The following is a 13762-nucleotide window of genomic DNA, read 5'->3' as shown; positions in this document are numbered from 1 at the left end:
CCACCAGCCCGGCGGTCACGCCGCCGGGCGCTCATTCAAGGGCGGGGCCTGAAGCACGGGTGCTGGGCACACCAGGCCGCGAATGGTCAAGAGTTGCACGCACTAGGCCGGATGGTTGAGCACCTCGCTGGTCTCGTCGCCCATCGGCGCGCAGAGGCACCAACCTGCATCGCGGACAGACCGCGCGCGGTCAGCATCGTCGAATCTATTAGAAATTGCCAATGTTATTGACAGCTGTGCCTGCCGTGATCCCGATACTGCACACGTCGGGCGACATGCATCAGATCTTGTCGTGACGTTCGCTCCATCTCTGGCGGGCATAGGCCTGCAGGTCCGGAACGCTGTCGCCTTCGTCAATAATCTCTTCGCCGATCAGCGTCTCGATCAGATCCTCCAGCGTAACGATGCCGGAAGTCCCGCCGAACTCGTCGACGACCAGGGCGACATGCCGTTCCTCGTGGACGAGAAAATCGAAGAGTTCTTCCAGCAGCATGGCTTCTTTGACGGTCGGAAGGTCCCGCCGGATCTCCTGCAGGGAGGTGCCGCCCTTGCCATCCAAGGCTGCATAGAGAATGTCCGTCTTCAGCACGAACCCGGTCACCTGATCGATCGAACCGTGGAAGATCGGGATGCGCGAGAAGCGGAGATCGTCCTTGCGAGCGATCGCGTCATCGATCGTGGAGGTCTGTTCAAAAGCAAGCAGAACCGTTCGCGGCGTCATGATGTCCGTGACGGTCAGGCGATCGAACCTGAGAAGATTGCGGAAGACCTTGGAGTCGCCCTTGTCGATGACGCCCTCGCGGTGGCCGATATCGGCCATGGCTGCAATCTCCTCGCGACTGACGGGTGGCTGCGGCCTGCCCCGCGACAGAATGCGGGTGATGACCTGTGACATCTTCACCAATGGCCACATGGACCAGATCATCACCGGGAGGATGCGCGCGGCAAGCGGCGTGAAGCCTCTCCAGTACATGGCCCCGATTGTCTTTGGAATAATCTCGGACACCACGAGGATCAGCAAAGTGAGCACGGCGGAGAAAATGGCGATCGAGGCGTCCCCGAAGACGCTCGCCGCCTGGGCACCGGCACCGGCGGCGCCCGCGGTGTGGGCGACGGTATTCAGGCTGAGAATGGCTGCCAGGGGGCGATCCACATCATCCTTGAGCATCTTCACCTTGCGGGCTGTCTCCGGCTGGGTTTCTTCCAGCGTGGCGGTATAGCTGGGCGTGATGCTCAACAGAACCGCCTCGAGAATCGAGCACACGAACGAGATGCCGACCGCGAGCACGACGTAGATAACAAGAAGAGTCATGGTGTTTCCAAAATCGACTTTGCCTGGAGGAACTGAACCCAAGATGGATCCATCCTTCGCCAATGTCCTGGAAGCTGGATCGTTCCGCGCAGCGCTGCGCGGTCCAGGCGGAATGGAATCGCGGCAGCGGGGCCGGCGCTCAGGTTCGCAGGCAACGCAGCCATAGAACGGGCCGGTCTTCCAGCAGCATGCGTCTGCCGCTCGCGCGGCGCGGACCGGCCGCGCGCACTCTCCGCCCGGCGCCTTTCGCCGGAGCCGAGAGGCGGTTCCCGTTGCGCCGCCGCGGACTTCGGCGCCGGCCGGGTTACAGCCTACGTCATTCACACATCGTTGTCGTAGACCACCAGCGGAGAGGAGAAGTTACGATTTCAGCGTCTTGACGCAACTGGGAAGCCCAACGGAGGCTGTGGCCGCCCTCAACGCGTCCGGCCGCAGAACGGCGATTGCGGAGGCGCCACGGGCAAGCCCCTTCCCCTTGAGGCTACGGCATTCACACATCGTTGTGGTGGCCCATCGGCGAAGATGAAAGGACCAGATTTCAGCGTCCTGATCCACTCGCGCACGGCGGACATTGCAGGCAAGGGATGTTGCGGATGCCTCCGGACCCCCTCACCAACAAAATCTACAGCTTGGCCCTGCGGTCCAAGGCTGTGATTTTGTATCCTCTCCCACCAAGGGAGAGGTAGAAATGCGGAACCCGCGGCGTGTCCCCCCTCTCCCTTGGTGGGAGAGGAAGCAATTTCAGCGTCTTAACGCAGTTAAGCGCTAGAAATTGCAGGTGAGGGGGTATTCGCGCGCGCCGACCGGACCTGTTGCCGTGCTCAGCACAATCAGTCCAGCACAGGTGGCCCTCCGAAATGTGTGAATCTCGTAGGGTTACAGCCAAGGCTTCTCGCGCACCACCGCGCCGCGCGGGCCTGCTGGTGTCGCCACCTCGAGCCGCGTGCCCTCGACCCAGGCCTCGCGGTCGATCATGCCGATCGACACATTGGTGCCGAAATCCGGCGACCAGGCCGCCGAGGTGACCTGCCCGACCGGGCCCTCCTCCGAACGGACGACCCAGGGCTCGGTGCAGGGCGGGACGGCGTCGCCGTCGATCTCGAGATGGCGGATCTGCCTGAGCGGCCCTTCGGCGGCCACCCTGAGCAAAGCGTCGCGGCCGACGCAGCCGATGGCCGAGCGGGTGTCGCAGAAACGACCGAGTCCGCATTCATGCGGCGTGTTGGCCTGCGTCATGTCGTTGCCGTAGGAGAGCATGCCGCCCTCGATGCGCTCGATCAGGTTGGGGCAGCCGGCGCGCACATCGAGATCGCTGCCGGCGGAAAACAGCGCGTCCCAAAGCGGCTCGCCGTGACGCCCGTCCTCGACATAGATCTCGAATCCGCCCTGCTTGGAATAGCCCGAGCGCGCCACCACGAAGGGCGTGCCGTCGAATTCCAGCCGCTTGTAGCGGAAGAACCGGATCGAGCGCGCCGCCTCGCCGAACACCCGGGCGGCAAGATCGTCGGCCCGCGGTCCCTGGATGGCGAGCGGCGAGACGTCCGGCTCGAACACGTCCACCGTCATGCGGTAGCCGATCGCCAGCGCCTTGACCCACAAGAGCAGGTCGCTGTCGGCGATCGAGATCCAGTAGCGGTCCTCCTCGAGCTTGACCGTCACCGGATCGTTGAGCATGCCGCCCGTCTCGTCGACCATCGGCGTGTAGAGGCACTGGCCGATCTGCATGCCGGACAGATCGCGCGGGGTGAGCATCTGCACCAGCTCGGCCGCCTGCGGCCCCCTCACCTCCACCTGCCGCTCGCAGGCCACATCCCAGACCTGGACGGCGGATTTGAGATGACGGTAGTCCTCCACCACGGACCGGAACACGGTGGGCAGCAGCATGCGATTGTAGACGGTGTAGCCGCTGACGCCCGCCGCGCTGACGCGGTCGGTGAACGGGGTGCGCCGGGTGCGGCGCGATATCGACAGGACTGGCGGCATGATGTCTCTCCCTCACATGCGAAGCCGGCAAGGCTCGCGCTCAGGATGGGGCCGAAGGGCGCGGCGGACAGGCACGTTTGCGGCATGGGCGGATGCGATCGCGGCATGCGGCGGATTAAGGCTCTGGCGGGCAGCCGGGTGCGGCGGGCTCGATGTCGGACGGCGGCACTGCAGCGCCACCGTGACCACGAGTGGGACCAGACCTTCCGTTGCATCACGGCACGGATCACGCCGCGCGGTTTACCGGGCCCGGAAAAGCCGACATTCTTCGGCTGCGCAGGCGTGGCACGCCAATCTGCGGGGTGGCCGGCCTGGTCACGACAGCCCCGCCAGGCGGAAATCACTTCGCATTCCGCCCTCTATCTGGCATAAGTCGACATTGCAGCATCCCTGGATGAGACCTGTTCGCGGCCTGCCCGGGACCGGTTGACGGTTGATTTCCTGAACCTGTTCGTGAATGATGTCTGGGGGGTCAGAAAGTGTGTGATATGATAACTCCCTGTCGGTCCGGGTCCGCAACGTGAAATTTTGTGCACTTCGGAGTCGAATTCTTCTTGCCGGGGTTCTTGCTCTCGCCATCGCGGGCGCGGAAGTCGGTTCTGCAGCGGCGTTCGAGCTGTTCGGCATCAAGCTCTTCGAGCGCGAAGGCGACGATGACGCGGATGTCATCGGCGTTCCGCAGCGTTACGATGTGGTGTTCGTCGAAAGCGGCGACCGTGATGTCGATGGACCGCTCAAGGGGGCGTCCGCGCTCTGGAAGGACCGCGACGAGCCCGCCGCCGGCGCGGCCGGTCTGCTCGCCAAGGCGCGCGGCGATTACCGCAGCCTGCTCGCCACGCTTTACTCCCAGGGCCGCTACGGCGGCGCGATCAGCATCACCATCGACGGCCGCGAAGCGGCGGATCTTCCCCCCGATTCGGAATTCGCCGAGCCGGCGTCCGTCCGCATCACGGTCACGCCCGGACCGGTCTTCACTCTCCGGGAGGCGGCGATCGTCAACCAGGCACCGCCACCGGTCGACCGGGACGACGAAGTGGCGCTGCCGCGGGACGAGGGTTTCGCGTCCGGCGAGATCGCGCGCTCCGGGGCGATCCTGCGCGCCGAACGGCTGTCCGTCGAGGCATGGCGGCAGCAGGGCCATGCCAAGGCGGAGGCCGCGGAACGCCGGGTGGCGGCGGCCCACGATGCCGACGTCGTGGATGCCCGCATCCATATCGAACCCGGCCGCCGCGCCGTCTATGGCCCGACCGGCGTTCGCGGCACCGAGCGGATGGATCCGGAATTCGTCCGCTACATGACTGACCTGCCGGAAGGCCAGGAATATGATCCGGACGACATCAAGCGCTCCACCGACCGCCTCGCGCGCCTCGACGTGTTTCGCTCGCTGCGCATCCAGGAAGATGACAGGATCGGCCCGGCCGGCGAGCTGCCGCTGAGCGTCATAGTGCAGGAGCGAGCGCTCCGCCGGGTCGGCATCGGCGGCACCTTCTCGACCATCGAAGGTCTGGGCGTGGAGACCTACTGGCTCCACCGCAACCTGTTCGGGCGGGCCGAGCGGCTGCGGCTGGAAGCTAGGATGAGCGGAATCAACGGTGCCGACCCGCGCGACTACACCTACCGCGTTGGCGCGACCTTCACCAAGCCCGGCGTGTTCAACCCGAACACCGACTTCGTGACCTCGCTGATCGGCGACCGCGAAGTGCTCGATGCCTATACGCGCAACGGCGTCGCCCTCGAGGCGGGTCTGACCAGCCGCCTGACGGACGACATCACCGGCCGGGTGCTTGCCACCGGGCGCTATTCCCTGTTCGACGATCCGGTCTTCGGCGAGCGCGAATTCGTCAGCGCCGGCGTGCTCGGCGGCCTGGTCTTTGACACCCGCGACAACCCGGCCGACGCGACCGAGGGCTATTTCGCCGAGTTCGTCGCCGAACCCTTCTACGAGTTCACCTACGGCAACGCGGCCGCCAGCTTCACGCTGGAAGGCCGCGCCTATTACGGCTTCGGCGAAGACGACCGGTATATTGCCGCCGCACGCCTGAAGCTCGGGTCGCTCGTCGGCCCCTCGATTGGCGAGATCGCGCCCGACCGCCTGTTTCTCGCCGGTGGCGGCGGCTCGGTGCGCGGCTACGGCTATCGCAACATCGGCGTGATCGCGCCGGGCGACGAAATTGTCGGCGGCAAGTCGCTGATCGAGGGCTCGGTCGAACTCCGCGCCCGCTTCACCGATACGATCGGCGCCGTCGTGTTCGCCGATGCCGGCTATGTCGACGAAAGTTCGTTTCCGGGATTATCCGGCGATCTGAAGGTCGGCGTCGGAGCCGGCCTGCGCTATATCACCGGGCTCGGCCCCATCCGGTTCGACGTCGCCGTCCCCCTCAACCCAGGCCCCGCTGACCCCAGCGTCGCCTTCTATGTTGGAATAGGTCAGGCATTTTGATCAGGTTGACAATCGCATTGCTGATGTTCCTCCTCGCCGGTCCGGCGTTCGCGCAGGACACGCCGGACGAGGAGCGGTCGTGGCTCATCGGCTTTGTGGAAAGTCGCCTCTCCGGCCCGAACCTCCAGATCCGCATCGGCGGCATTCAGGGCGTGCTGTCATCGGAAGCGACGATCGACACGATCACGGTTGCCGACCGCGACGGGATCTGGATGCGCATCGTCAATGCGCGGATCGACTGGAACCGCAGCGCCCTGCTTCGGGGCAGGCTCGACATCGAGACCCTGGGCGCCGATCTCATCGAAGTGACGCGCCGGCCGTTACCGGAGGAAGGATTGCCCAGTCCGGAAGCCGCCCCCTTCGCACTGCCGGAGCTGCCGCTTGCCATCGAGCTTGGCAATCTCAACATCGCGCGGGTGACCTTCGGCGAAACCGTTTTCGGACAGGCCGCCGAGCTTGCCGTCACGGGCCGGCTGCTGTTCGAGGACGGGTCGCTGGACACCGCGCTCGACATGCAGCGGCTCGACGGCTCCGGCGGACAGCTGAAGCTCGGCGCCACCTATGCCAACGAGACCGGTCTGCTCGACCTGAACCTGACATTGTCGGAGCCGGAAAACGGGGTTGTGGCCAATCTGCTGAACGTCGACGGCCGGCCGCCGATCGAGCTGGCGCTGTCGGGCAGCGGTCCTGTCGACGACCTCGACCTGGCGCTGACACTGGACGCGGCCGATGAGCGCGTGCTGACCGGTTCGGCGCGGTTCGACGGAACGAGCGAAGGCACCGCCTTTTCCGCCGACCTGGAGGGCGCCGTCTCGCGACTCGTCGCGCCGCTGTATCGCGATTTCTTCGGCGCGGAGACCGCCCTTCAGGTCGCGGGCGTCGCCAAGAAAGCCGGCGGATTCCGGATCGACAGTCTCGATCTCCGGAGTGCGGCGCTGACGCTGGCAGCCAAGGCGGAGACGACCGCGGACGGTTTCCTCGAGCGGCTTGGCATCGATGCCGGCATCTCGCCGACGGCAGGCGGCCGTGTCGTCCTGCCGGTGCCCGGCGGCGAGACGACGATCGAAACCGGCCGGCTGCAGGTCGATTACGACGCGAAGCGGGACGGCGAATGGACCGCGCTGCTGGACCTCCAGCGTCTGGTGACGACGAATTTCAGCGCCGACACCATCAGGCTGGCGCTCGACGGCCTGGCGCAGAACCCGGGCGACCCCGCCGCACGGCGCATCACCTACCGCATGGACGGCAGCGCGGCCGGCATCGTTGCCGAGCGGGCCGATGTGGCCGAAGCGCTGGGAGACACGATCGACCTTGCCGCCGAAGGCTCCTGGCAGGCCGGTGCGCCCCTGACCATCGACAGCGCGTCGCTCCGGGGCGCGGCCTTGTCGCTGACGCTGGCGGGCGAGGTCATCGACTACGCCTATCGCGGCGATCTCGCGATCGAGACGAGCAGCATCGCGCCCTTTTCCACCATGGCGGGGCGTGAACTGTCAGGAGCGCTGACGCTGGCGGCGAAAGGCGAGATCCGCCCGGTCAGCGGCGCCTTCGATCTCATGCTCGACGGCCGTTCGACGGACCTGCGCGTTGCCAACGAGGCGGCTGACAATCTGCTCGGCGGCGTGACCACCATTACCGGCCGGGTGGCCCGCGGCGAGACAGGGCTGACCGCCGACACGCTTCGCATCGCCAATCCGCAGGTCGAGATCACCGCCGACGGCACCTATGCCACCGGCGCGGCGGACTTCGACCTCGACCTCGCACTGGCCGACCTGGCGCTGGTCTCGCCCGAGGCATCCGGCCGCCTGACCGCGACCGGACGAGCCACGGGAAGCGACGGCCGCATCAATCTCAAGCTCGACGCCAGCGTGCCCTCCGGGAAGCTGGCGGGCAAGACCCTGACCCAGGCCACCATCGGTTTCGACGGGGTGCTGGTCGACCAGAATCTCGACGGCAGCCTCAAGGGCGACGCCTTCCTCGACGGCGTGCGCGTCGACCTTTCGTCATCCATCGTCGTGGCAGATGGCGAACGACGACTGAGCGACCTCTCCTTCGTCGCCGGCGGCGCCCGATTGACCGGCGCGCTGACACAGACGAAGGCCGGACTGTTCACCGGAGCCCTGTCGCTGGACGCAGCCGACATCTCCACCGCCGCGGCGTTGCTGCTGACCGATGCGTCAGGGGCGATCAATGCCGACATCAAGCTCGCCGTGGACGAGGACCGGCAGACCGTCGATCTCTCGGCCACCATCGACGCGCTGGTCCTCGACACGGTCCGCATCGGCGCGGCCGAGCTCAGCGCCCAGGTGGACGATGCCTTCGGCGTGCCGGCGGTTGACGGTCAGATCAAGGCCACGGCGCTCGTTGCGGCCGGCATCGAGGTCGACCGCCTCGACGCCACCGCCAGCCGGCGCGGCGAGGCGACCGACTTCACGGCCGACGCCCAACTCGAAAACGGCGCGGCGATCAAGGCGTCCGGCGCGCTGTCGCCCGAAGGCAACGGCTACCGGCTCGCACTCGATCGGGCCGATCTGTCGCAGGGCCGGCTGTCGGCCGCGCTCGCCCGGCCCGCGTCGCTGCTGGTCGAGGGAAGCGACGTCACCATCGACAGCCTGGAACTTGCCATCGGAGACGGCAGCCTGTCCGTATCCGGCAGCATTGCCCAGGCGATCGGGCTCAAGGTGGCGATCAGTGCGCTGCCGCTCGACATCGCCAATGCCGTTCGCCCCGACCTCGAACTCGGCGGCACGCTCAACGGCACGGCCGAGGTGACCGGCACGCGCGCCGCCCCTGAGGCTCAATTCGACCTCCGCGGCGACGCGGTCGCCGCCGCCGCCCTGCGGACCGCCGGGCTCGGGCCGCTCACGATCGCCGCGCAGGGCACGACCACGGGAGAGCGGCTGAACGTGACGGCGTCCGTCGACGACGGCGGCGGCTTCAGCGCCCGCGTCGCCGGCGGCGTGCCGCTCGACGACGGCGCGCTCGCACTCGACGTGTCGCTGACGAGCTTTCCGCTGGCGACGCTGAATGCCCTCGCCCCCGGCCAGGACCTCCGCGGCGACCTCAGGGGCACGGCCCGCATTGGCGGCACCCTCGCCGATCCGACCGCGGACTTCGATCTGACTGCCGCCGGCGTCTCCGCGGCCGCCCTGGCCACCGCCGGCGCCGCGCCCATCGATGTCGTGGCGTCCGGTCGTTACGCGGATGGCGGCGTGTCGCTGACCCGCGCCTCGGCCAACGGCCCGCAGGGGCTTGCCGTCTCCGCCAGCGGGCGAATCCCGCTCTCCGGCCCTGGATTGCAGCTCTCGGTCACCGGCAGCGCGCCGATGGCGCTCGCCAACCGGTTCCTGGTCGATCGGGGCACCCAGTTCTCGGGCAGCCTGTCGCTCAATGCCAATGTCACCGGCAGCATCGCCGACCCCGACTTCGGCGGCACCCTGTCCACCTCGGGCGCGGGGGTCGTCGATCCCCTCACCCAGGTGCGGCTGAGCGCGATCTCGATCGACGCATCCCTCTCCGCCCAGGCGGTGACGATCCGCGGGCTCTCGGCCACCGTGGGTGGCGGCGGCTCGGTGAGCGGCAGCGGCTCGGTATCGCTGAACGCCGCCGCCGGATTCCCGGCCGATATCCGCATCGTGCTCGACCAGGCGCGCTACGCCGACGGAAACTTCGTCGTCGCCACGGTGTCCGGCGCGGTCGCGATCAACGGCCCGCTCACGCGCGACCCGGTGATTTCCGGCGCGCTCGACGTCGACCGGGCCGAACTCAGCGTGGCAGGCAGCCTGACCGGCGGCCCCGCCGCCATCGATGTCATTCACATAGCACCGCCGCGCGACGTCGCCGCGACGCTGCGTCGGGCCGGCGTCGAGAGCAACATTCCGGTACCGGTCTCCCGCCCGAGCGTCGTGCGGCTCAACGTGCTGGTGCGCGCGCCCAACCGGATCTTCGTGCGCGGCCGCGGGCTGGACGCCGAGCTCGGAGGCGAAGTGCGCCTGACCGGCCCGCTGACCGACATCCAGCCGGTCGGCGCCTTCAACCTGATCCGCGGGCGCCTGTCGATCCTCGGGCAGCGCATCACCTTCGACGAGGGCACCGTCACGCTGATCGGCGACCTCGATCCCGTCGTCGACTTCACCGCCCGCACCGAAGGCTCGGACATCACCGTCTTCGTGAACGTGCGCGGCCCGATCTCCGACCTGTCGATCACCTTCTCCTCGCAGCCGGACCTGCCGCAGGACGAGGTGCTGGCGCGGCTGATCTTCGACCGCAGCCTCAACGAGCTGTCGGCCTTCCAGATCGCCCGCCTGGCCGCGGCGGCGGCGGAACTCGCCGGCGGCTCGGGCGGCGGCCTGCTCGGCAACCTGCGCGACGCGGCCGGTCTCGACGATCTCGACGTGGTGTCCGACGGCGAAGGCGGCACGGCGGTGCGCGCCGGCCGCTACATCCAGGACAACATCTATCTCGGCGTCGAGGCCGGCAGCGGCGGCACGACGCGCGGCACGATCAATCTCGACATCACCGACGACGTCAAGGCGCGCGGCTCGATCGGCACCGGCGGCGATTCCAGCGTGGGCATCTTCCTGGAGCGCGATTACTGACGAGGCCGCTGCGACCCTGCGATCCACCCGTCACCCTCATCCTGGGGTGGCCGCGCAAGCGGCGCGGGATGTCGGGGACAGTTTACTTTTGGCAGCGGATCAGGCCACGGACACGGTTCCAAAAGTAAACTGTCCCCACCTCTCATCCGCCGCACGGCCTTCCCTCGCCCATCGAGGCTCCCTGCGCTGCGCTGCGGTCGCACGTCAGGGTGAGGGAAGGGGCAGCGCACCCTCCCCTCACCCTACGAAATTCACACATTTCAGAGGTGGCTGGGCGTGTTGACAGCGTGGGGCTACATGAAAAAGCCAGCGGCGTGCGAACGACCCGCTCACCTGCAATTTCCAGCGCTTGACTGCGTAGGACGCTGAAATTGCTTCCTCTCCCATCAGGGGAGAGGGGAAGTGCGGAGGGCGCGGCTTGCCGCCTCCCCCTTGAGGGGGTCCGTAGGACGGGCGAGACCCGTGGCTCGCCCAGGGAGAAGCGAGCGCAGCGAAGCTGATCCGGGTGGGGGTCGCGATGCAACCGCGGGGCGGAGTGTCCCGGTGGTCTCTTACCCCCACCCCAACCCCTCCCCTCAAGGGGGAGGGGCTTGCCCGTGTCCAGCCGATAGGTCATTTACAAAACAGACCGGATGGGTGGTTTACAGTTCTGGCCCGGAATGCCCTCTCTCGGTTTGGGGTTTTGGGACGGGTTGGAGTTTGTCGGACGTCGGCTCGGGATCCGGCATGACGGCAGAGACGGCGGTGCGCTTCAATGACAAGTTGAAAGCGCTCTGACCGGACAAACCGCATCCACGTCGCAGCCGGCGATCCGAAATTGCATCGAACAGGACCATGCCGCGCGTGCGCCTGACGAAAATCTAATTCGCCTGCCTGGCCGTCGCCACCGGTTCCGTCGTCAGCCGGAACTCCGCCATCTCCCCAGGCGTCAGGTAGTAGAGCCGGTCCGGGGGCGTTTCGAGCGCGTGGATCCAGAGCCCGCTGCCGATGCCCATCTCGTCGAGATGGCGGGCGATGCGCGCCGTCGTGCTCTGGGCACCGGACATGGCCTGTTCGGGAGACGGCTTGTCCTGTCCGGCATTGAAGACCTGGTGGACGCCGACAATGGCGTCGTCTTCCGCCTCGCGCGTGACCCCGCCGGCAAGGATCAGCGGACAGGAGGAGGCGCAGAGCGCCTTGGTCGCCACGCGGGTGTTAAGCCCCCTCTCCCGGATCAGCTTCGACATCGCCAGCGCATCCTCGACCGAGCCGCCCGGCGAATTCAGCGACACCGCGGTCACATACTCGCCGCGCGCGGCAATCTCCTCGGCGAAGCGGCCGGCGGCGCCGAGGTCGATCGATCCTTCCGCCATCAGCTGCCCGCCGGGCAGCAGTTCGAAGCGCATCGGCTGGCGCAGGACTTCGGACGGACTCCCCGGCTCCACCGGCGGCGGGTGCGGAACCCCGTCGGTCAGCGCCGGCGGCAGCACGGGGGCGTCGGTCGTCATCGGATCATGGCCGGGAAGCGCGGCACTTGCGAGACTCATTTCCCTCAGGTCGACATACAGGAAGGCGCCCGCCGCCAGGAGCAGCACGAAGAAGGCGCCGCGCATCATGAGGCCGTCGTCGGCGCTCAGAACGGCTCTCTTCAGCCGCGAGCCGGGCGACGGGGAACTCACGCGGGCGGACCCTTGCGCGGCGCCTTCACCGACATGTCGAGGCTGGTGATGTTGGAATCCGCCCGCCCGCGCCCGTCCTCGGTCTCCGCTGCCTCAAGCGCCTGCTCGACCTCGATGCCGTGGCGGGCCAGCGCGCGCTGCACCTCGAGCGCCTCCAGCAGTTCCGCCGCGGTGATCCGCTGGGCGAAGGGCAGCCGCTGCTCCTGGCTGCGGATCGCGCCGTGGACGACCGCCAGGATGAAGACGAGGACGGCCGGCAGCAGATCAATGGAGATGGCGCCGGCCCAGGCCGGAATGAAATCGGCGGCATAGCGCAGCACGGCTTCCGCCGAGGACAGCGGCACGAAGCGGCGCTCCGCCACCGGCTCCCGCGAGAGAATTTCATCGGCGGCCTGCGAGAGCACCTGCGACTGCGCCGACACCGAGGCGCGGATCGTCTGCATCACCTCATCCTGGCGATTGGCCAGATCGGCAGCCTTACCATCGGCGACCGGGGCGATGAAGCCGAGCGACAGGTCTTCGGCCGCGCGCTTGACCGAGGGGGCGATCGAGGTCTGTTCGAGCGACGTGATGACGCCCGACAGCGCCACCACTTCGGCGGAGAACTCGTCGCTGCGCGGCGTCACGGCGCCCGGCGCCGAGACCAGCGTGCGCATGGTGGCCAGATGGGCCCGGCCCTGGTCGAACAGCGTCGTCACCCGTTCGCGCGAGGCGATGATGCCGGTCTCGAGCTCGCTCAGCTGCGAGGACATCTGCGACAGCAGCTGGACGACGCTGCCCGACCCGGTGGTTCCCGTCAGCGCGCCGTTCTGGCGCTCGTCCTCGGCAAGGCGCGAAAAGCGCTCCGATGTCCGCTGGATGTCCGGCAGCAGGCTTTGCGCGGCGAGCGCGTTCTGGTGCGCCTGGTCGAGATCGGCCGTGTAGTCCTGCACCGTCTCGGCCAGATGCTGTTCGAGCGCCGCGGAGCCTGCCAGCGCCGCGGCGTTCAGCCAGCTCGACATGGCGATAATCATGGCGCAGCCGAGCGCCATCACGCCGATCATGGCGCCGCGCGACGCAGCACCCGTGACATGCGGATAGAAGCGCGCCATGTAGGACCAGAAGGCGTAGATCGCCACCGAGACCGACGCCGAATAGATGATGGCGGCGAAGAAGACCGCGGTGGGCGAGCCGTCAAGCAGGCTGCGGACGCCGAGATAGGTGTAGACGCCGGAGGCGAGAGCGAGCACAGCGAGCGCAAAGCGCGTCATGGTCTCGACGGCAAGGACGCCGTCCTGCAAGCGATGCGATGCGCCAAGCGCCATGGAAACCTCCGCCGGAATGAAGCCTTAACAAGCCCTTAAAGCGGGCGAAATGAAGGCTGACGGGGCTTGTTTCCGATGTCGGCTGCTTCGGCGGTGCGCGGTGTCGGGCGCAACGCGACCTACACAGGCGATGGCCGACCGGGTGTGGCGCGCGCCGCCCGGCCCCTCGCCCTTCGAGGGCCGCTCGCGCGGCCGCCCCGGGAGGGCCGGGGTGACGGACGGAGGGTGCGCTGCCCCTTCCCTCATCCTGAGGCGCGACCGCAGCGCAGCGCAGGGAGCCTCGAAGGGCGAGGGAAGGCCGTGTGGCGGATGGGGATTGCGGCAAGACCGGTGGCTTGACCCTCGCCCTTCGAGGGCCGCTGGCGCGGCCACCTCAGCAACCGTGTTTTTGGTTTTCCCAGAACACCTGTCTTTTGACGATTGTGTTGATCATTGTGATGAGCTTTCGCATGGCGGCGACGATGGCGACC

General features: G+C 67.6%; 6 protein-coding genes. 2 read left to right on the top strand and 4 right to left on the bottom strand.

Going from position 1 to position 13762, the window contains the following annotated elements; translation table 11 throughout:
- Positions 1 to 280: 280 nt before the first annotated feature.
- The gene (locus tag DFR52_RS23715; protein ID WP_245415474.1) at positions 281 to 1354 is read right to left on the bottom strand and encodes a CNNM domain-containing protein; all 1074 of its coding nucleotides are present in this window, start codon (positions 1352 to 1354) and stop codon (positions 281 to 283) included.
- 834 nt (positions 1355 to 2188) lie between these two features.
- Positions 2189 to 3295 carry a dimethylsulfoniopropionate demethylase gene (locus DFR52_RS23710; protein WP_110034568.1) on the bottom strand — a complete coding sequence of 369 codons (1107 nt, stop codon included), beginning with the start codon at positions 3293 to 3295 and terminating at the stop codon, positions 2189 to 2191.
- A 520-nt stretch (positions 3296 to 3815) separates the two neighbouring features.
- Between DFR52_RS23710 and DFR52_RS23705 the strand changes: the two genes are divergently transcribed.
- Together DFR52_RS23705 and DFR52_RS23700 are read left to right on the top strand one after the other, a co-directional pair.
- Positions 3816 to 5735, top strand: coding sequence for an autotransporter assembly complex protein TamA (locus DFR52_RS23705; RefSeq protein WP_245415473.1), 1920 nt, complete (start codon positions 3816 to 3818; stop codon positions 5733 to 5735).
- Positions 5732 to 10330, top strand: coding sequence for a translocation/assembly module TamB domain-containing protein (locus DFR52_RS23700; RefSeq protein ID WP_110034567.1), 4599 nt, complete (start codon positions 5732 to 5734; stop codon positions 10328 to 10330). Before DFR52_RS23705 ends, DFR52_RS23700 begins: the two co-directional genes overlap by 4 nt.
- A gap of 860 nt (positions 10331 to 11190) precedes the next feature.
- Here the strand turns inward: DFR52_RS23700 and DFR52_RS23695 are convergent.
- Positions 11191 to 11922 carry a COG3904 family protein gene (locus DFR52_RS23695; protein ID WP_110034583.1) on the bottom strand — a complete coding sequence of 244 codons (732 nt, stop codon included), beginning with the start codon at positions 11920 to 11922 and terminating at the stop codon, positions 11191 to 11193.
- A gap of 62 nt (positions 11923 to 11984) precedes the next feature.
- Complete coding sequence (locus DFR52_RS23690; RefSeq protein ID WP_110034566.1) at positions 11985 to 13292, bottom strand: hypothetical protein; 1308 nt, start codon at positions 13290 to 13292, stop codon at positions 11985 to 11987.
- Positions 13293 to 13762 lie beyond the last annotated feature (470 nt).

Source organism: Hoeflea marina (assembly GCF_003182275.1).
GTDB lineage: Bacteria > Pseudomonadota > Alphaproteobacteria > Rhizobiales > Rhizobiaceae > Hoeflea > Hoeflea marina.
This window is presented reverse-complemented; position numbering and strand designations above follow the sequence as displayed.

What these genes read in the sequence shown, in the direction of transcription:
- DFR52_RS23710 (WP_110034568.1), bottom strand. Translation starts at nt 3,295, where the DNA reads ATGCCGCCAGTCCTGTCGATATCGCGCCGCACCCGGCGCACCCCGTTC.
- DFR52_RS23695 (WP_110034583.1), bottom strand. Translation starts at nt 11,922, where the DNA reads ATGCGCGGCGCCTTCTTCGTGCTGCTCCTGGCGGCGGGCGCCTTCCTG.
- DFR52_RS23690 (WP_110034566.1), bottom strand. Translation starts at nt 13,292, where the DNA reads ATGGCGCTTGGCGCATCGCATCGCTTGCAGGACGGCGTCCTTGCCGTC.